The organism is Sphingomonas sp. SL1004, from assembly GCF_057815015.1.
The window spans coordinates 2,279,736-2,297,229 of sequence record NZ_JBYMUX010000001.1; the positions used below are offsets into that span (position 1 = coordinate 2,279,736).

The 17,494-nt window shown below is 67.2% G+C and carries 19 protein-coding genes; 6 read left to right on the forward strand and 13 right to left on the reverse strand.

Annotated features, from left to right (window positions below):
- The first annotated feature begins 22 nt into the window (after nucleotides 1-22).
- Nucleotides 23-763, forward strand: coding sequence for a thioredoxin domain-containing protein (locus AC3D24_RS10250; RefSeq protein WP_489030343.1), 741 nt, complete (start codon nucleotides 23-25; stop codon nucleotides 761-763).
- Between the two features lie 274 nt (nucleotides 764-1,037).
- On the forward strand, nucleotides 1,038-4,424 hold the full coding sequence (locus AC3D24_RS10255) for a chromosome segregation SMC family protein (protein ID WP_489030344.1): 3,387 nt from the start codon (nucleotides 1,038-1,040) through the stop codon (nucleotides 4,422-4,424).
- A 24-nt stretch (nucleotides 4,425-4,448) separates the two neighbouring features.
- On the opposite strand, the gene AC3D24_RS10260 is transcribed toward AC3D24_RS10255, so the two are convergent.
- Nucleotides 4,449-4,721: a hypothetical protein gene (locus AC3D24_RS10260; RefSeq protein ID WP_489030346.1), complete on the reverse strand. Its 273-nt coding sequence runs from the start codon at nucleotides 4,719-4,721 to the stop codon at nucleotides 4,449-4,451.
- Nucleotides 4,722-4,848: 127 nt separating this feature from the next.
- Here AC3D24_RS10260 and AC3D24_RS10265 point away from each other — a divergent pair, with 127 nt between their 5' ends.
- The 3 genes from AC3D24_RS10265 (at nucleotide 4,849) to AC3D24_RS10275 (ending at nucleotide 8,014) form a co-directional block, all read left to right on the forward strand.
- Nucleotides 4,849-5,025: a hypothetical protein gene (locus AC3D24_RS10265; RefSeq protein WP_489030348.1), complete on the forward strand. Its 177-nt coding sequence runs from the start codon at nucleotides 4,849-4,851 to the stop codon at nucleotides 5,023-5,025.
- Between the two features lie 219 nt (nucleotides 5,026-5,244).
- Nucleotides 5,245-6,489 (forward strand): putative DNA modification/repair radical SAM protein, encoded by a 1,245-nt coding sequence (locus tag AC3D24_RS10270; protein ID WP_333923222.1) that lies wholly within the window; start codon nucleotides 5,245-5,247, stop codon nucleotides 6,487-6,489.
- Nucleotides 6,490-6,628: 139 nt separating this feature from the next.
- Nucleotides 6,629-8,014, forward strand: coding sequence for a UdgX family uracil-DNA binding protein (locus tag AC3D24_RS10275; RefSeq protein WP_489030351.1), 1,386 nt, complete (start codon nucleotides 6,629-6,631; stop codon nucleotides 8,012-8,014).
- A 129-nt stretch (nucleotides 8,015-8,143) separates the two neighbouring features.
- Here AC3D24_RS10275 and AC3D24_RS10280 read toward each other — a convergent pair whose 3' ends face one another.
- The gene (locus AC3D24_RS10280; RefSeq protein WP_489030353.1) at nucleotides 8,144-8,941 is read right to left on the reverse strand and encodes an aldo/keto reductase; all 798 of its coding nucleotides are present in this window, start codon (nucleotides 8,939-8,941) and stop codon (nucleotides 8,144-8,146) included.
- A gap of 80 nt (nucleotides 8,942-9,021) precedes the next feature.
- On the opposite strand from AC3D24_RS10280, the gene AC3D24_RS10285 reads away from it, so the two are divergent.
- A complete protein-coding gene (locus AC3D24_RS10285) occupies nucleotides 9,022-9,654 on the forward strand; it encodes a DedA family protein (protein WP_489030354.1) in 633 nt (210 codons plus the stop codon).
- Here the strand turns inward: AC3D24_RS10285 and AC3D24_RS10290 are convergent.
- The 11 genes from AC3D24_RS10290 to AC3D24_RS10340 all read right to left on the reverse strand — a co-directional run bounded on the left by AC3D24_RS10290 (nucleotide 9,651) and on the right by AC3D24_RS10340 (nucleotide 17,487).
- The gene (locus AC3D24_RS10290; RefSeq protein ID WP_489030356.1) at nucleotides 9,651-10,352 is read right to left on the reverse strand and encodes a DJ-1/PfpI family protein; all 702 of its coding nucleotides are present in this window, start codon (nucleotides 10,350-10,352) and stop codon (nucleotides 9,651-9,653) included. The two genes, AC3D24_RS10285 and AC3D24_RS10290, sit on opposite strands and share 4 nt — an antisense overlap.
- A gap of 648 nt (nucleotides 10,353-11,000) precedes the next feature.
- Nucleotides 11,001-11,510, reverse strand: a complete 510-nt coding sequence (locus AC3D24_RS10295; protein WP_489030358.1) for a hypothetical protein — start codon at nucleotides 11,508-11,510, stop codon at nucleotides 11,001-11,003.
- A 65-nt stretch (nucleotides 11,511-11,575) separates the two neighbouring features.
- Nucleotides 11,576-12,112, reverse strand: a complete 537-nt coding sequence (locus AC3D24_RS10300) for a demethoxyubiquinone hydroxylase family protein (RefSeq protein WP_489030360.1) — start codon at nucleotides 12,110-12,112, stop codon at nucleotides 11,576-11,578.
- On the reverse strand, nucleotides 12,109-12,591 hold the full coding sequence (locus AC3D24_RS10305; RefSeq protein WP_489030362.1) for a disulfide bond formation protein B: 483 nt from the start codon (nucleotides 12,589-12,591) through the stop codon (nucleotides 12,109-12,111). Before AC3D24_RS10305 ends, AC3D24_RS10300 begins: the two co-directional genes overlap by 4 nt.
- Before the next feature lie 20 nt (nucleotides 12,592-12,611).
- A complete protein-coding gene (locus AC3D24_RS10310; RefSeq protein WP_489030364.1) occupies nucleotides 12,612-14,006 on the reverse strand; it encodes a S41 family peptidase in 1,395 nt (464 codons plus the stop codon).
- A 309-nt stretch (nucleotides 14,007-14,315) separates the two neighbouring features.
- Nucleotides 14,316-15,488, reverse strand: a complete 1,173-nt coding sequence (locus tag AC3D24_RS10315) for a murein hydrolase activator EnvC family protein (RefSeq protein ID WP_489030366.1) — start codon at nucleotides 15,486-15,488, stop codon at nucleotides 14,316-14,318.
- Nucleotides 15,489-15,491: 3 nt separating this feature from the next.
- On the reverse strand, nucleotides 15,492-15,914 hold the full coding sequence (locus tag AC3D24_RS10320; protein ID WP_132895442.1) for a 23S rRNA (pseudouridine(1915)-N(3))-methyltransferase RlmH: 423 nt from the start codon (nucleotides 15,912-15,914) through the stop codon (nucleotides 15,492-15,494).
- 14 nt (nucleotides 15,915-15,928) lie between these two features.
- Nucleotides 15,929-16,336, reverse strand: a complete 408-nt coding sequence (rsfS, locus tag AC3D24_RS10325) for a ribosome silencing factor (protein WP_131583613.1) — start codon at nucleotides 16,334-16,336, stop codon at nucleotides 15,929-15,931.
- Nucleotide 16,337: 1 nt separating this feature from the next.
- Entirely contained in the window at nucleotides 16,338-16,952 is a 615-nt protein-coding gene (locus AC3D24_RS10330; RefSeq protein WP_489030369.1) for a nicotinate-nucleotide adenylyltransferase, read from the reverse strand.
- Complete coding sequence (locus tag AC3D24_RS10335; RefSeq protein WP_489030371.1) at nucleotides 16,949-17,236, reverse strand: type II toxin-antitoxin system RelE/ParE family toxin; 288 nt, start codon at nucleotides 17,234-17,236, stop codon at nucleotides 16,949-16,951. Before AC3D24_RS10335 ends, AC3D24_RS10330 begins: the two co-directional genes overlap by 4 nt.
- Nucleotides 17,233-17,487, reverse strand: a complete 255-nt coding sequence (locus AC3D24_RS10340; RefSeq protein ID WP_489030373.1) for a hypothetical protein — start codon at nucleotides 17,485-17,487, stop codon at nucleotides 17,233-17,235. The genes AC3D24_RS10335 and AC3D24_RS10340 overlap by 4 nt, the downstream gene beginning before the upstream one ends.
- Nucleotides 17,488-17,494 lie beyond the last annotated feature (7 nt).

The window sequence follows — 17,494 nt, forward strand, 5'->3', positions numbered from 1 at the left end:
CGTGATCCACTGGAGTAACCCGATGAAGTTCCTGACCACGCTCGCCGTCCTGCCGCTCGCGCTCGCCGCCTGCTCGAAGAACGATTCGACCGGTAACGTCGACCAGCCCGCCGCCGCGCCGGTTGCGGCCGCCGCAGCCCCCGCCGGCCAGAACTGGACCGAGACCGTCGTGAAGACCCCCGAGGGTTACCTGATGGGCAACCCCAACGCGCCGATCAAGCTCGTCGAATACGGCGCACGCTCGTGCCCGACCTGTGGCGCTTTCGCCCGCGAGGCGTATCGGCCGCTGACCGAAAAGTATGTCGCGACCGGGAAAGTCAGCTTCGAATTCCGCGACTTCCTCGTCCACGGCGCGCCCGACGTCGCGCTGACTTTGCTCGGCCAGTGCGCCGGCGTCGCGCCGTTCTTCCCGCTCCTCGAGCAGATGTACGGCAACCAGATCGCCTTCCTCGACAAGCTCCAGACGATGACGCCCGACCAGCAGAAGGCGCTCGCCAACCAGCCGCCGACGGTCGTCGCGACCAAGCTCGCCGAACAGATGGGCGCGATCGATTTCGTCAAGCAGCGCGGGATCCCGGAAGCGAAGGCGCGCGCGTGCCTCGCGGATCAGAAGCAGCTCGAAGTGATGGCCAAGCCGACGGAGAACGCGATGCAGGCGGGCACCGTCACGGGCACGCCGACGTTCCTGATCAACGACAAGAAGCTCGATCAGGTCGTGAGCTGGGATCAGATGGAGAAGGCGCTGAAGGCGGCTGGGGCGTAAGCTAACCGCTCCACAAGTAACTACCACCCCGGCGAAGGCCGGGGCCCAATTGGAAAGGTCGCAGTAATGGAGCGCCACCTTCGTTAGCGCCGTCTCCCAATTGGGCCCCGGCCTTCGCCGGGGTGGAGACTAAGTGCGGTGTACCTGCCAGACGGCAGCTTCTTCTTGTTCTCCCGCGAAGGCGGGAGCCCAGTCTGGGTCCCCGCCTTCGCGGGGAAACAACAGCGCAACGGTCCGGGGTAAGATCCAACATCAGTCGTCGGGGGGCGCAAGAATGCAGATCAAGCGCCTCCGCATCACCGGCTTCAAGAGCTTCGTCGACCCCGCCGATCTCCGCATCGAACCCGGCCTCACCGGCGTCGTCGGCCCCAACGGCTGCGGCAAATCGAACCTCCTCGAAGCGCTTCGCTGGACGATGGGCGAGGCCAGTGCGAAATCCCTGCGCGGCGCCGGCATGGAAGACGTGATCTTCGCCGGCACCGCGACCCGCCCCCCGCGCGACTTCGCCGAAGTCTCGATCCTCGCCGAAATAGCAGGTGACGAACGCGAGATCGTCCGCCGGATCGAACGCGGCGCCGGCTCCGCCTACCGGATCGACGGCCGCGACGTCCGCGCGAAAGACGTCGGCCTGCTCTTCGCCGACGCCGCCACCGGCGCACACTCGCCCGCGCTCGTCAGCCAGGGCAAGATCGGCGCGGTCATCGCCGCCAAACCCGCCGACCGCCGCGCCATGCTCGAGGAAGCCGCCGGAATCGCCGGCCTCCACGTCCGACGGAAAGACGCCGAGGGGAAACTCCGCGCCACCGAAGCCAATCTCGCCAAGCTCGACGAGATCATCTCCGACCAGGACGCGCGCGCCGCCACGCTGAAACGCCAGGCCCGCGCCGCCGAACGCTACCGCCTGATCTCCGCGCAGATCCGCGTCGCCGAAGCGCGCACGCTCTTCGCCCGCTGGCGCGAAGCCGCCACCGCAGCCGATGCCGCCAAAGCCGAAGCCGCCGCTGCAGAAACCCGCGTCCGCGCACTCACCGAAGCCGAACGCGCAGCCGCCGCAAACCAGTACCGCGCGATCGAAGCCGTCTCCACCGCCCGCACCGCAGCGCTCGCCGCGCGCGACCTGGTCGGCGATCTCGCCCACCGCCTCGCCGCGCTAAGGACCGAAAAGGCCAGCGTAGAGCGCAGGATCGCCGACCTCACCGACGCCCGCACCCGGATCGCCGACGACCGCGCCCGCGAAGGATCGCTCGCCAGCGACGCCGCCGCCGCGCTCGGCCGCCTCGCCGACGAAGCCAAGACGCTCGACACCGCGATCGCCGATGCCACCGCCGCAATCCCCGATCTCGACGCAGCCCTCGCCGAAGCCGAACGCAGCGCCCGCGACGCCGAAGTCTCCCTGGCCCAGGCGCTCGCCACGCAAGCCCGCGACGCCGCCGAAGTCCGCGTCGCCAGCGCAGCCCTCGCCGCCGCCCGCACCCGCGCCGACCGCGCCGACCGCGACGCCGCGCAGATCGCCGCCGCCCTCCGCGCCCTCGGCGCCCCCGCACCGCTAGCCGCAGAGCGCGAAACCGCCGCCGAAGCCCGGCGCGCCGCGACCACCGCCGCAGAGTCCGCTCGCCAAGCCATCACCCAGGCAGACACCGACGAAACCGCCGCAACCAGCGCGCGAGACGCCGCCGAAACCACCCACGCCACCGCCCGCGCAGACCTCGCCGCGATCGACAGCGAAGTGACCGCGCTCACCAAGGCAACACAGCGCAGCGGCCGCGACCGGCTGCTCGACCATGTATCGGCAAGCACCGGCTACGAACGCGCACTCGCCGCCGCGCTTGGCGACGATCTCGACACCAACCTCGATGCATGGGCCGGCGCCAAGCCCCGCAAAGACGACCCCGCCCCGCTGACCGACGCCGAACCGCTGGCAAAGCATGTCGACGCACCCCCCGCCCTCGCCCGCAGGCTCGCGCAAATCTTCGTCGTGGACACCGACGGCCAGCAACACCTCGCCGTCGGTCAGCGCATCGTCACCCGAGACGGCCAACTCCGCCGCTGGGACGGCTTCACCGCAACCGGCACCGGCGCGGCCGCCGCCGAACGTCTAGTCCGCCGCAACCGCCTCGCCGCGCTCCAGGCCGCCCGCCCCGCTGCGGCCAAGGCGCTGGAAGACGCCGAACGAACCCGCGCCGCGATCGACGAGCGCATCGCCCAGGCTAGAGGCCAGTCGCAAACCGCCCGCGCCGCCTTGCAACGCGCCGAAACCACCGCGCGCGACGCCCTCCGCCAGGAAGACCGCGCCGCCGCCGCGCTCGAACGCCTCGCCACCCAGCGCGCAGACCTCGACGTCCGCGCGCGCCGCATCGCCGACGACGTCGCCGACGCGCACGCCGACCGCACCCGCGCCGAAGCCGCGATGGCCGCCGTCCCCGACGGCACCGCCAACGCGCGTCAGGTCGCCGCGCTCCAGTACGACGCCGAACGCGCCCGCGCCGCCGTCGCGCAGGCCCGTGCCGATCGCACCACGCTCGACCGCAGCATCGCCACCCACCGCGAACGCCTGTCCGCCGCCCAGGCCGACACCCGAAGCTGGCGCGCGCGCGCGGGTGAAGCCGCCAAGCGCATCGCCGCCATGGACTCGCGCGAAACCACGCTCGCCACCGACCTGGCCGCGATCGCCGCTCGCCCCGCCGCCCTCGACGCTGAAATCGAGACGCTCGACGCCGAACACCAGGAAGCCCGCACAACCGCCGACGCGCTCCTCGCCACCGAACGCGCCGCGGAAACCACTGCTGGCACCGCCGACGACGCCCACCGCGCCGCCACCGAAGCGCTAGCCGTCGCCCGCGAAGCCCGCGCTGGCGCGATCGCCCGCGTCGAAAACCACGAAGCGCGCCGCCTCGATCTCGGTCGCCTCTCGGGCGAGCGCTTCCAATGCCCCGCCCCCGTCCTACCCGAGCGCCTCGGCTTCGCGGTCGCCAACGTCCGCGCGCCAGCCGAAGAGTCCGCCACGCACGACCGCCTCACCACCGATCGCGAGCGGATCGGCCCGGTCAACCTCGTCGCCGAAACCGAACTCGCCGAACTCGAAGAGTCCGCACGCGGCAACGCGGTCGAGCGCGACGAACTCGGCCAGGCGGTCAACCGCCTGCGCGGCTCGATCGGCACGCTCAACCGCGAAGGCCGCCAGCGCCTGCTTGCCGCGTTCGAGGCGGTCAACGGCCATTTCCAGCGCCTCTTCACCACCCTCTTCGACGGCGGCGCCGCGCACCTCGAACTGATAGACTCCGACGACCCGCTAGAAGCCGGGCTCGAGATCATGGCGCAGCCACCCGGCAAACGCCTCCAGTCGCTCACGCTGCTATCCGGCGGCGAGCAGGCGCTGACCGCGGTCGCGCTGATCTTCGGCCTGTTCCTCACCAATCCCGCGCCGATCTGCGTCCTCGACGAGGTCGACGCGCCGCTCGACGATGCGAACATCGAGCGCTTCTGCGACCTGCTCGACCGCATGTCGCGCGACACCGACACGCGCTACCTCGTCGTCACGCACAACGCCGTCACGATGAGCCGCATGCACCGCCTGTTCGGCGTGACGATGATCGAACGCGGTGTCAGCCGGCTGGTTTCGGTCGACCTGCAAGCCGCGACCGGATTGATCGCGGCGGAATGACGCCTGGCCGGACGGGCGCCGCGGTCATCTGGACGGGCTTCGGTCGCCCGTCGTCGTCATCCGCAGCGCCCGGCGGAAGTCATTCGCACCGGCATCGCCGCTAGCGTCGAACTTCTGCCATTCGACTGCCGTGTTGCAGACACGAGTCGACATGATGCTGCCAGTGGGCATCAATTGCCGGCAGGTCTTCTTTTCCTTGACCGGTGCTTTCTCGACATTGGCGGTTTCCTGAGCCTGCGCGGCAAGCGGCAGCAAGGACAGGCAGATCGGGGCAAACAGGACTCGACCGAATTTCATAGCGACGATATCTCCCAGATACGCCGCAACCTAACAAACGGGTGATCGATGTAAACGACCTTGTCGAAACCCGCGGCACTCCAGGACCTCGGGGTCGTTTGGGACTGATCATCGACGGGATTTCGCAATGTTCTTCGACGAAACCAGTATCTGGCCGCGCAAAGACGACCTTCCACCGCGCAAGCCGGTATTTCGGCACGAGCGGGCGCTTACCCGTATCATCTTCGTCTATCTGTTCCTGCTGTTGATCCTGCCGGTCAGCCTCGGCGGCATGGTCGATCTGATTCGGTATCTGCTCGATTGAACGACCGCTGTCCTACACGCCCCGATCCTGACAGCGTCCGACGCCAAGATCGTGAGACTTTCCTACCCGCGAAACTGCCCCGGCGAAAACGCTCCCAGCGTCTATACTTTCTATACTTCACTCTGCCGCGATGACCGAGAACCGCCCCGCATCAGCAACATAGCAACAAGTTGATCTCCATCACTCGACACCCCTTTTCGCGGAACGTAAGACGAACGAATGGCCCAACTCGACACCCGTGAAAAGCTCGAGATCCTCGCCGATGCGGCCAAATACGACGCGTCCTGCGCGTCGTCGGGCACGACCAAGCGCAACTCGAAGGATGGCAAGGGGCTCGGCTCGACCGAAGGCATGGGGATCTGCCACGCCTATGCGCCCGACGGCCGATGTATATCGCTGCTGAAGATCCTGCTCACGAACAGCTGCATCTTCGACTGCCATTACTGTATCAATCGCAAGAGCTCGAACGTCCGCCGTGCCCGCTTCACGGCGAAGGAAGTCGTCGATCTCACCATTGCCTTCTACAAGCGCAATTATATCGAGGGCCTGTTCCTGTCGTCGGGGATCATCGCGTCGTCGAACTACACGATGGAGCAGATGGTCGAAGTCGCACGGTCGTTGCGCGAGGATCATCATTTCCGGGGATATATTCACCTCAAGACGATCCCCGATGCCGATCCCGAACTCGTTCACCAGGCCGGGCTGTACGCGGACCGCGTCTCGATCAACGTCGAACTCCCGACCGCGAACGGCCTGAAGCGGCTCGCGCCCGAGAAGGACGGGGTCCGGATCGAGACTGCGATGGCGGAGGTGAAGGCGTCGATCATCGACGGCAAGGATGCGAAGGCCAAGTACAAGTCCGCGCCGAAGTTTGCCCCCGCCGGCCAGTCGACCCAGATGATCGTCGGCGCGGATGCGGCGACGGACGGCGACATCGTGCGGAAGGCGTCGACCTTGTACGACCGGTTCGGCCTGCGCCGCGTGTATTATTCGGCGTTCAGCCCGATCCCGGATGCGAGCGCGGTGCTGCCGCTGCAGCGCCCACCGTTGATGCGCGAGCACCGGCTTTACCAGTCGGACTGGCTGATGCGGTTCTACGAGTTTCAGCCGCATGAGGTGGTGGCGGCTGCCGACGATGCGACGGGGATGTTGCCGCTCGATATCGATCCGAAGCTTGCCTGGGCATTGAAGTTTCGGGGGTCGTTTCCGGTCGATGTCAACCGGGCGCCGCGAGAGATGCTGTTGCGCGTGCCGGGGCTTGGCGTGAAAGCGGTCAACGGAATCCTGACGAGCCGGCGCTGGCGGCGGCTGCATCTGGCGGACGTGGCGCGGCTGACAGTCTCGGTCGCCAAGCTCCGCCCCTTCATTATCGCCGAGGACTGGCGCCCCGTCGTCCTGTCCGACCGCGCGGAGCTGCGCCCGATCGTAGCCCCGAAACCCAAGCAGATGGAAATGTTCGCGTGACGGCGCATTCCTCCCCGGCACGGGGAGGGGGACCAGCACAGCTGGTGGAGGGGGGCTTCCACGAGCGTATCGTTGGTCGTGAGCCCCCTCCACCCCTCCACCAGCTGCGCTGGTCCCCCTCCCCGTGCCGGGGAGGATTATGCGCGTCGTAACGCTTTCCGAACCCGACGACTTCGACGGCTGGCGAGACGCCGCGCGCGGGTTGATCGCCGAGGATGTGCCGCCCGATGACGTGGTGTGGCAGGTCGGCGACGAGCCGGTGGACCTGTTCGCGACCGTTGCAGACCCCGCTCCCGCCCCGGCCCCCGGCGCGTTCTCCGTGCCGCGCGCATTCCTCGACCTCGCCCGCAGCGCCATCCTCGGCAGCGATCCCGAGCGGTTCGCGCTGCTATACACGCTGCTCTTCCGCCTCCGCCGTGAACCCAAGCTAATCGAGGACCGCGCCGACCCACTGGTCCGCCGGCTCGACAGGATCGCCAAGGATGTCCGCCGCGATATCCACAAGATGCGCGCCTTCCTCCGCTTTCGCGAAGTCGAGGAAGAGGGCGGAACGCGCTTCGTCGCTTGGTTCGAGCCCGACCATCACATCGTCCGCGCCAACGCCGCGTTCTTCGTCAGCCGCTTCGCCAGCATGCGCTGGTCGATCCTGACGCCCGAAGTCTCGATCCACTGGGACGGCAAGGCGCTCAGCGAAGGCCCCGGCGCGAGCAAGGCCGACGCCCCGGACGGCGACCCGACCGAGGAAGTGTGGAAGACCTATTACGCCAGCATCTTCAACCCGGCACGCGTGAAGATCGGCGCGATGCTGAAGGAGATGCCGAAGAAATACTGGAAGAACATGCCCGAAACCGCGCTGGTGCCGGGCCTGTTGGCAGCGGCACAGGCAAGGGAGAGCGGGATGATCGCGAAAGCGCGCGACACGGTCGGCGGCAACAGCCTGATCGCATGGGAAGCCCTGCGCGACGAGGCGGCCGGATGCACCCGCTGTCCGCTCTACAAGCCAGCGACGCAAACAGTGTTCGGCGAAGGCCCGGTAGACGCGCCGCTGATGTTCGTCGGCGAGCAACCGGGCGACCAGGAGGATATCGCCGGACGCCCCTTCGTCGGCCCCGCCGGCCAGATGTTCGACAAGGCGATGGCGGAAGCTGGCGTCGACCGCTCACGCGCCTACGTCACCAACGCCGTGAAGCATTTCAAGTTCGAACAGCGTGGCAAGCGCCGCATCCACGCCAAGCCTGGGGCGGGTGAAATCGACGCCTGCCGGTGGTGGATCGAGCAGGAGCAGATGCTGATCAAGCCGAAGGTGACGGTGGCCTTGGGCGCGACCGCAGCGCGGTCGTTGTTCGGGAAGGTGATGACGATCGGGCGGGAGCGCGGGCGGGCGTTGCAGTTGCCGGATGGGGGCGAGGCCTGGATTACTGTGCATCCGAGCTATCTGCTGCGGTTGCCGGATCCGGCGCAGGCTGCGGAAGAATATGCGCGGTTCGTCGAGGATCTGCGCATCGTGGGCGAACGGATCGGTTGATCCTCCCCGGTACGGGGAGGGGGACCAGCGCAGCTGGTGGAGGGGGTTTACCGCAAGCGTACCGTTCGTGGTGAACCCCCTCCACCCCGCCGCTTTGCGTCGCGGTCCCCCTCCCCGTGCCGGGGAGGATTACATCGCGTTCGGTTCTGGCCCCAGGCGACCGGCGGGATCGTCGAGCGCTTCGATTGCCACCATGTCTTCGTCGTTGAGCGTCAGGTCGAGCGCTGCGAAATTGTCCGCCAGATGCTCCGCGTCCGAGGCCTTGGGGATTACCGAAAAGCCGTTCGCCAGATGCCACGCCAGGATCACCTGCGCTGCGCTGCGGCCATGCTTATCGCCGATCCGGACGATCGCCTCATCGTGCAACAGCGTCTTGCCCTGGCCCAGCGGGCTCCAACTCTGTGTCACGATGCCGTGTGCCTCGTGATACGCGCGCTGTTCGCGCTGCTGGAAATTCGGGTGGAGTTCGATCTGGTTGACCGCCGGCGTCACGCCGGTCGCAGCGACGATCGCGTCGATATGCTCGGGGAGAAAGTTCGATACGCCGATCGACTTGGCTTTCCCGGCATCGCGCAGCGCAACTATCGCCTTCCAGGCTTCGACATACTTGTCCTGCTTCGGCACCGGCCAGTGCATCAGGTAGAGGTCGACCGATTCGATGCCCAGCAAGGCCAGACTCTCGTCCATTGCCGCTTCGGCGTCGCCCTGCCGGTCGTTCCAGAGCTTGGTGGTGAGGAACGCGTCGGAACCCTTGTAGCCGTCGCCGACGCCGCGTTCGTTATCGTAGATCGCAGCGGTGTCGACGAGGCGGAAGCCGATATCGAGCCCGGAGCGGACGATCGCCGCGGCCTGGCTGTCGGGGATCTGCCACGTGCCCATGCCGAGCTGGGGCATCGTGCGACCGTCGTTGAGTGTAAGATCTGTCATATGGCACCAGCGAACGAACCGCGTGCCGGTTCCGATTTTGGGCTTCCCTTCCGCGCCAGGTTCGCGCAATCGACCGACCCATGTTCGAAAAGATCCTGGCCGTGTTGGCCACCTTCACGATCGGCGTCATCTCGTCGGGTGGCTATGTCGGCATCGCGCTGCTCATGGCGATCGAGAGCGCGTGCATCCCGCTGCCGTCCGAGATCATCATGCCGTTCGCCGGCTACCTCGTCTCGACCGGGCGATTCGACCTGTATCTCGCCGCGACGGCGGGCGCGATCGGGTGCAATCTGGGCTCGATCGTCGCCTACGAGATCGGCAAGCGCGGCGGGCGACCGATGGCCGAGCGCTGGGGCCGCTACGTCCTGATCGGGCCGGGCGAGCTCGACGCGGCCGATCGGTTCTTCGCACGCTGGGGTTCGATGGCGGTGCTGATCGGGCGCCTCCTGCCGGTGATCCGCTCGTTCATCGCCTTCCCCGCCGGGGTCGCGCGGATGAAGCTGGTGCCGTTCCACGTCTACACGTTCATCGGGTCGTGGCCGTGGTGCTTCGGGCTGGCCTGGGTCGGCATGAAGCTCGGCGACAAATGGGACAGCGATCCGCGCGTGAAGGCCGCGTTCCACAGTGCCGACCTGCTGATCGGCATCGTCCTGATCGCGCTGATCGGTTTCTATATCTGGCACCGGGTGCGCGGACTGAAGCGTCACCCTTAAGTATCGCGGGCGTAACCGCGACGTTTCGCCAGCGCGCGGAGGTCCTCGTCGCGCGTTGGCACAAGCTGCGCCGTTCTCCGCTTCACCGCTTCGAGGATGTCCGGGTCGGCCTTTTCGGGCGAGCCGCTGTCGAACGGTGGTGCCGGATCATATTCGAGGCTCAGCTGGACAGCCTTCGCATGCGCTTCGCCGCGGATCATCGCGGTCAGCGTCAGCGCGAAGTCGATCCCCGCCGTGACGCCGCCGCCGGTCACGCGGTTGCGATCGACCACGATGCGCGCATCGACCGGGATCGCGCCGAATAGCGGCAGCATTTCGCGTTGCGCCCAGTGGCACCCAGCACGATAGCCATCGAGCAATCCCGCCGCGCCGAGGATCAGCGAGCCGGTACAGACGCTCGTCACCCAGGTCGCGTCGGCACCGACCGCCTGCACCCACGCCATCGCTTCGTCGTCGGCAATCACGTCGTTGGTCCCGAAACCGCCGGGGACGCAGAGAATGTCGGCGCGCGGCACGTCGGCGAAGGTCGCGGTCGGCAGGATCGAGAAGCCAGCATCGGTCGGCACGGGGTCGAGCGTCTTCCAGACAAGATCGAGCCGCGCATTGCCGAGCCGCGACAGGACCTGCGCGGGGCCGGTCAGGTCGAGCTGCGTCACGTTCGGGAACAGCAGGAAGGCGATGCGCAGGGGTTCGGTCATACTGGCGTTTCTAGCGGGAGGAGCTTTGGCGACGGTCGGGTTCTCTATTGCTCCAAGTCGTTGCAAATCTGGATTTATTGGACGTCGACCGGGTCAAGTGTCCGAGTGAAGTGTAGGAAGTGTAGGCGCTCGCGCAGATTCTTTCCGACGGGAGACGCGCTTCGGCGGGCGGTTTGGAGGATCGCGCTTGGGAAGGCTGCCAACGTCATCGGCGCATCCTGTCACGTCCTGCCCTTGTAGGACAGCAACGGCTCGAGAGTGTTGTGGGAAGGCGTCAGGCAAAAGGCCGTGTGGCGAGGGGGCGCAAAGGGTCGACGCTTGGGTCTGGGGGAACGCGGCGGGAGTCTACGGGGCGACCGTTCGGGTAATGGGCCGTCGTGCGGGGCTGGTGTCACTCACATCGTGAAATACCCCAGCTTTCGCTGGGGTGACGGGTTGGGTTTGCAGGTCAGGGGTGGGTTGGAGTTGGATCGGGCCGGGCCGGGCCGGGCCGGATCGGGTCGGATCGGGTCGGATTGGGTTGGGTCGGAGGCTAAGGTGATCAGCCGCGGGAAGCGGATGGGCGTAGAGGTATGAAGCGCTCCCCCAGGCCGTCATCCCAGCGAAAGCTGGGATATCGTCGTGTCGGTCCCGACGCGCGCCGAAAGCTCAGGGGAGAACCGGCACTTCCGCCGCCCGCGTCTTGTTTTCCAGGCGGGATTCCCTGACCCGCTGGCCGAAGCACCCCGTCGCGCCGCCGGCGCCGACCGCGGAGCAGCTGCCGATCGTGTTGACGCCCGAGCCCGCGTCCATCGTGCCCTGGGCCTTGGTCGCCCAGCTGGCGTTTTCGGGGGTCACGACGAACTCGCGGAGTTCTTTCGGGACGCGGTATTGTTCCTGCGCGCTGCGGCGGACGCAGACGACGATCTCTTCGCCGTTCTGGTTGGTCGGGCAGCGTTCGTTGCCGAACAGCGTCAGGACACCGTTGATCGGTGCGTTGCGCGAGACCTGCGGGGGGGCGACGACCGGTTTGGGCTTGGCCGTCTCACCGGGAAGCGCGGGGGCCTTGGCGGGCAGCCGCGCAAGGGTGGGTCCGGTATTGGCACTGGGTATCGGCTGCGCGGTCTGTGCGACCGCGGGGCCGGCGACGAGCAAGGCCGCCGCAAAAAGCATCTTCATACGCATCACTCCCACGCGTTCGTTCGGCTTGTTATAGTCGTTCGGCCTGAACCGTATCCGTCCGCCTAGATCCGCTTCGCGGTTGCGATCGCGACTTTGCAGCCGAGCCGGATCGCGGCACTCAACACCGGATAACCCGGCGTCTCCTCCGCCCCCGCGGCAATCGCGGTGGCCTTGTGTTCGAGTTCCTCGGCCTGGAAATCCAGGATCGCTGCCGATAGCTCGGGATCGCTGGCGCCAAGCTGAACGAGCTGTTCCTCGTAATGCTTGTCGATCTCGGTCTCTACCGCGGCGGTGCACGCCATCGCAGCCCGTGGGCTGATCGCGGCCGTGACCGCGCCGAGCGCGAAGCCGGCGACTTTCCAGATCGGCTGCAGCACCGTCGGGCGCACGCGGCGATCGACGATCATCTTGTCGAAGAACGCGCGGTGGCGTTCCTCCTGCTGCGCCATGTGGTGGATCGAGCGCGAGGCCGGGTGGCGGTCGCCGAGCACGGCGAGCTGCCCCGCGTAGATACGGATCGCGCCGTATTCGCCGGCCTGGTCGACCCGGATCATCGAATTGGTAGCGCGCTTGGCGTCCCCTGGCTTCCAGCCGCTCATCTCGTCTTCCTCATGAGTGCGAATATGGTGAACGCACCGACGAGGGAAAAGATGGCGTTGAAGCCGGCAAGCGAGATTCCGAGCAGTTTCCACTGTGGCGCGTCACAGCGCACCATCGGCGCGTTCATGATTGCGGCGAGGCGCTCCGCGGCGGTGGTGCCGGCCATCGAGACGGTCGTGGTGCAGGCGGTGAAGCCGTTCCACCAGTGATATTCGACACCGGCGTGCGCGACGCCGATCAGCCCACTGAGGCCGATCAGCAACCCGGCGATGATGACCAGCGTGGCGCGTAGCGAGCGACCCGGGACCAGGAACGTCGCGCCGGCGACGAGCACTGCGGCGTAATGCGGCCAGCGCTGCCAATGGCACATCTCGCACGGGTACAGCCCGCCGAGATATTGCGAGCCGAGTGCGCCGAGCAGCAGGAACGCCGGCAACAGGAGCGCGATGGCGCGCGCGATCTCTTCATTCTTGGTCATGCCAAGTCCACGACGCACGCTCACTTGGTGGGCGCCTTGGTTGCGTCGGGGGCGGTAGGATCGGGCTTGATCGGGCGCGGCTTGGTGGCGGCGGCGACCTGCGTTGCCCCGCCGAGGCGCGCGACGGTCTTCAGCGCGTAATAGAGCTGGAAATCGTCGATGCCCTGCTTCTTCAACTGGTCGGGCGTCTGCGAGAAGCGGGGATCGGTCTTGGTATCCTCCTCGAGCACCGCGTTGTCCGCTTTCACCTCGTTGATCAGATGTTTCCGGAGATCGGCCTCGCGGAACACCGGGCGCGACTTGTAGTCGGGATCGGTGAGCTGCGGCACCTTGATGTCGGGCTCGATCCCGCCCTCCTGCACCGACCGGCCGGACGGCGTGAAGTAACGCGCGGTAGTCAGGCGAAGCGCGGTCTCGGGGCCGAGCTGGAGCACGGTCTGGACCGAGCCCTTGCCGAAACTGCGCTCGCCCATGATCAGCGCGCGGTGATGATCCTGGAGCGCGCCGGCGACGATCTCGGACGCGGACGCGGTGCCGGGATCGGTGAGGACGACGACCGGCAGGCCGTGCGCGTCGTCGCCGGGCTTGGCGTAATAGCGCTCGATATCGGTCTTCTCGCGGCCACGTTGCGAGACGATCTCGCCGTGATCGAGGAACGCGTCGCTGACTTCGATCGCCTGCGTCAGGAGGCCGCCGCCATTCTCGCGGAGGTCGACGACATAGCCAAGCGGGCGGTGGCCGAGCGACTTGTCGATCGCCATGATCGCGGCGCGCGTGTCGGCGCCGGTGTTCTCGCTGAAAGTGTTGATATTGATATAGCCGACGTCGCCGCGGACTTCCCATTTCACCGGCTTCTGGACGATGACCTCACGCATCATCGTCACGTCGAGCGGCTTGTCGCGGCCGGGGCGAACGAGGCCCAATGTGATCTTGCTGCCGGGCTTGCCGCGCATCTTGCCGACCGCCTCGTCGAGCGAATCGCCGTAGATCAGCTTGCCGTCGATATGCGTGATGTAGTCGCCGGATTTGACGCCGGCGCGAGCGGCTGGCGAGTCTTCCTGCGGGGAGACGACCTTGATCGCGCCGTCCTCCATCTGCACCGTGAGGCCGAGACCTCCGTAGTTGCCTTCGGTCATGATGCGCAGGTTCTCGTAGTCGAGCGCGTCGACGTACGAGCTGTGCGGATCGAGGCTGGCGAGCATGCCCTGGATCGCGCCCTTGATCAGCGTCTTGTCATCGACCTTGTCCACATACTCCGCCTTCACGCGGTTGAAGACGTCGAGGAACTGGTCGAACTCGCGGTACGTGTCGGTGTCGACCGCCGCCATCGCCGAGGTGGCGAGCGGGATCAGCGTAAGCGCGCCGACGATCGCCGTGGCGGTAAGGATCGGGGTACGCAGTATAGGACGAGGCATCGATGGTCCTGCAACCTGAGAAAAGACGTGTCGTACGGTCGTGACGGCGTAGCGTAGCGGAACGCTGGCGGCAACGCGCGCGCGGAGTGAAGACGGGTGGGGGTTAATGGGGGCTGACTGGGGGGCCTGGTCGTTAACGATCGCCTATTGCGTCGATCCTCCCCCGCAAGGGGGAGGTGGCGCCGAAGGTGACGGAGGGGGAGGACACGGAGCGGACGTTGCTCCTTCCCCCCCCTCCGTCTGGCAAGGGCCAGCCACCTCCCCCTGGCGGGGGAGGATTGAAAAGCAGACGCCCATTGGGTTCGTTGATCAGCGCGATCCTATCAACGAAGCGACGTCGACCGGGCGGCCCTGGCGACGGAGTTCGACGGTGATGCGCGGGTCTTCGCGGGGGGCGGTACCGAGCGGGGCACCCATCTTGACACGGTCACCGGGCTTTGCCGACGTTGCGGCAAGGCCGGTGACAAGGCTGGTCCAGCCATCGGCGTGGTCGATGATGACGATCGTACCGTAGTCGCGGAAGCGGCGGGCGTAGCGGATCGTCCCTGCGGCGGGGGCCACGACGCGGGCACTGGGAGCCGTGGCCAAGGTCAGCCCGCGCGACCGGACGCCGGAGTCCGAGACTTCGTCGAAGCCGGTTACGAGCTTGCCCGTTACCGGGGTGTGGTACACGCCGCTCGGGGGGAGCGGCGGCGTGGTGCCGGGCGCGATCGGGCGAGGGATTGGACCGGCAAGCGCGATCAGGGCGGCGGCGGTCGCCTTGGCATTTGTCGTGGCGGCCATCCCGTCGACGAGGTCGCGCGCGCGTTCGCCGAGCGCCAACGCGCGGTCGGACTCACTGAGCGCACCGCGGCCGAGCGACTGGCTGCGTTGGCGATGGCGCGCTTCGAGGGTGGCCAGTGCGATGCGGTCGCTCTCCAGGCGTGCGCGGCCGTCGGAAAGCGCCTTGGCGGCAAGCGTGGCGCTGGCCTGAAGGCGTCGCGTTTCGGCGAGTTCGATGCGAACTGCTTCGGTACGTTGGCGGACGACGGGAAGCGCGCTGCCGAGCACCGCGCGGACATGGACGAGGTCATCGACCGATCCCGGCTGCGCAACCGCGACGATAGTCGGACGGCGGGCGAGCGACTCCAGCGCCGCCAGTAGCCGCGCGACGGGGGCCTGCGCACGGCCGAGCCTCGCGCGCTGATCGGCGAGCAGACGCTCGACCAGCGTCACGCGAGCGCTGGCGGTGGCGAGGTTCGCCTCGGCCGCGGTGACGCGGGCGGCTAGTGCCTGTTCTTCGCGCCACGCCTTGTCGGCGGCGTTGCGTTCCTGGGTGGCCGCGGCGGCGAGCTTGGCGGCGCGGGCGGCGGCGATCGCGGCGTCGCGTTTCGCCACGACCAGACGTTGCTGCTCGGTCGCCAACTCGGGCGCGTCAGTTTGCGCGGTTACGCCCGCCGCCGCGAACAGCGCCGCGATCGCCAAGACGCCCCCTGCCCTCATGCATCACCCTTCGCGGTGATAAGGGTGGTTGGCAAGGATGCTGGTCGCACGGAAGAGCTGTTCGGCGAGCATCGCGCGCGCGAGCAGATGCGGCCAGGTCGCGCGGCCGAACGAGAATAGCAGGTCGGCCTCGTCGCGCGCCGCGTCGTCGAAGCCGTCGGCAGCGCCGATCATGAACCGCGCCTCGCGCACGCCGTCGTCACGCCATCGCTCGAGGTGTCGCGCGAATTGCGTCGACGACAGCGTCTCGCCCTTCTCGTCGAGCAGGATGCGCTTGGTCTGCTCGCCGACCAGCGGGATCTTGCCGCCGGTATCGGGGAGCTCGCTGACCTTGGTCGGCCAGACGATTCGCTTCAGATAACGGTCGACGAGGTCGGCCTCGGGCGAGCGCCCGATCCGTCCACGGGCGACGATGTGGAGCAGCACCGCCGCCTCGGGGTCTAGTCTTCGTCGGTGAAAGTCGGCACGGGCGGCGGCGTCGGGGCGTCACCGAACGCCCACATCCGCTCCAGATTGTAGAAGCTGCGGACTTCGGGGCGGAACAAGTGGACGATGACGTCGGTCGCGTCGATAAGCACCCAGTCCGCGGTCGGCAGGCCTTCGATCTTTACCGGGCGCTTGAACTCGGCCTTGATCCGCTCGGCCAGCTTCTGCGCCATCGAGGCGACCTGGCGGGTCGAACGGCCGCTGGCGATCACCATATAGTCTGCGATGCTGGTCTTGCCCGCGAGCGGGATCGAGATGGTCTCGACCGCCTGGTCGTCGTCGAGCGACGCGAGGATCAGGCGATGCAGCGCCTCAACCTCTTCGGGGTCGGTCGCGCGAGGGGCAGTAGGGGAAGTGGCCAAGTCAGCTCCTGGGTAAGACTACCGGGTCAGCAACGTGCTGGGCCCAGTCGGGATTTTCGGCACGCAGGCCGGTTGCGGAGGTCGGGTCGGGTCGGAAGCGCAACAGCACGAGGGCCGGCAATCTCCACGTCGTCCAGCTCTTCGCATGGTCTGTGCGCCGTTGGAAGCGCCGCAGCCAACCCATCGCGGGGGCCGCGAGGGCGCGCCCGTCATATCCCGGCCGCGCGATTACCGCAATCGGAACCTCGCGGGCGATCTGTCGCCAGTTCTTCCACCGGTGGAAGTCGGCGAGATTGTCCGCGCCCATCAACCAGATGAACCGAATTTTCGGGTAACGCCGCTTGAGCTTGCGGATCGTGTCGAGCGTGTAGCGGGTGTGAAGCCGCGCCTCGATATCGGTCGCACGGATCGGTGCGCGGCGGGCCATTCTTCGCGCGGATGCAAGACGCGCGGGGAGCGGCGCCATGTCGTTCGCGGCGTCCTTGAGGGGATTGCCGGGGGATACCAGCCACCACGCCTCGTCGAGCGCGAGCGCATCGATCGCCGCGAGCGTGATCCCGCGGTGGCCGCGGTGCGCGGGATTGAACGACCCGCCGAGTATGCCGACGTTGGTCACAGGAACTGCTGTCGGTCACGCGCGACGTGAATGACGCGGACGATGAACAGGTCACCGTCCGCCAACCGATAGAGCAAAATGTAAGGCGTACCTGCGACCCGCCATTTACGCAGCCGGGTATTTGGCACCGCCGGCCCCGCGCCCGGGTAGTCCGCCAGAAATCTGGCTGCGTTTACCGCCGAGGTGCCAACCCGGCTCGCGGTATTCGGATCGATCTTGTCGAATTCGTCATCGATCGTCGCAACATCGGCCTGCGCGTCGCGCGACCATCTCACGCCCCTCATGCAGCGTCGGCGGTCTTATGCCGTTGCGCAAACCAGGCTTCCATCTCGTCTTGGGTAAGGTAATCGCCTCGCGCGATCGAATCCTCGCCGGCTTGAATGAAGTCCAGAAATTCGAGTTCTTCGTTGACGCGACGCCCGATCGCTTCGGCGGCGATGCAACTAGCGTCGACGCCGCGGCGCTGCGCCAGTGTCGCGAGTTTGTCGGCAACGCCAGGCTCGATCACGATCATCAAGGTCGATCCGTTCGTCATGTCGCGA

Excerpts from the sequence above, each read along its gene's own strand:
- AC3D24_RS10275 (WP_489030351.1), top strand. The coding sequence starts at position 6,629 with ATGCGCGTCGTAACGCTTTCCGAACCCGACGACTTCGACGGCTGGCGA.
- AC3D24_RS10265 (WP_489030348.1), top strand. The coding sequence starts at position 4,849 with ATGTTCTTCGACGAAACCAGTATCTGGCCGCGCAAAGACGACCTTCCA.
- AC3D24_RS10310 (WP_489030364.1), bottom strand. The coding sequence starts at position 14,006 with ATGCCTCGTCCTATACTGCGTACCCCGATCCTTACCGCCACGGCGATC.
- AC3D24_RS10295 (WP_489030358.1), bottom strand. The coding sequence starts at position 11,510 with ATGAAGATGCTTTTTGCGGCGGCCTTGCTCGTCGCCGGCCCCGCGGTC.
- AC3D24_RS10250 (WP_489030343.1), top strand. The coding sequence starts at position 23 with ATGAAGTTCCTGACCACGCTCGCCGTCCTGCCGCTCGCGCTCGCCGCC.
- AC3D24_RS10300 (WP_489030360.1), bottom strand. The coding sequence starts at position 12,112 with ATGAGCGGCTGGAAGCCAGGGGACGCCAAGCGCGCTACCAATTCGATG.
- AC3D24_RS10255 (WP_489030344.1), top strand. The coding sequence starts at position 1,038 with ATGCAGATCAAGCGCCTCCGCATCACCGGCTTCAAGAGCTTCGTCGAC.
- AC3D24_RS10270 (WP_333923222.1), top strand. The coding sequence starts at position 5,245 with ATGGCCCAACTCGACACCCGTGAAAAGCTCGAGATCCTCGCCGATGCG.
- AC3D24_RS10290 (WP_489030356.1), bottom strand. The coding sequence starts at position 10,352 with ATGACCGAACCCCTGCGCATCGCCTTCCTGCTGTTCCCGAACGTGACG.
- AC3D24_RS10280 (WP_489030353.1), bottom strand. The coding sequence starts at position 8,941 with ATGACAGATCTTACACTCAACGACGGTCGCACGATGCCCCAGCTCGGC.
- AC3D24_RS10260 (WP_489030346.1), bottom strand. The coding sequence starts at position 4,721 with ATGAAATTCGGTCGAGTCCTGTTTGCCCCGATCTGCCTGTCCTTGCTG.
- AC3D24_RS10285 (WP_489030354.1), top strand. The coding sequence starts at position 9,022 with ATGTTCGAAAAGATCCTGGCCGTGTTGGCCACCTTCACGATCGGCGTC.
- AC3D24_RS10335 (WP_489030371.1), bottom strand. The coding sequence starts at position 17,236 with ATGAGGGGCGTGAGATGGTCGCGCGACGCGCAGGCCGATGTTGCGACG.
- AC3D24_RS10305 (WP_489030362.1), bottom strand. The coding sequence starts at position 12,591 with ATGACCAAGAATGAAGAGATCGCGCGCGCCATCGCGCTCCTGTTGCCG.
- AC3D24_RS10315 (WP_489030366.1), bottom strand. The coding sequence starts at position 15,488 with ATGAGGGCAGGGGGCGTCTTGGCGATCGCGGCGCTGTTCGCGGCGGCG.
- AC3D24_RS10340 (WP_489030373.1), bottom strand. The coding sequence starts at position 17,487 with ATGACGAACGGATCGACCTTGATGATCGTGATCGAGCCTGGCGTTGCC.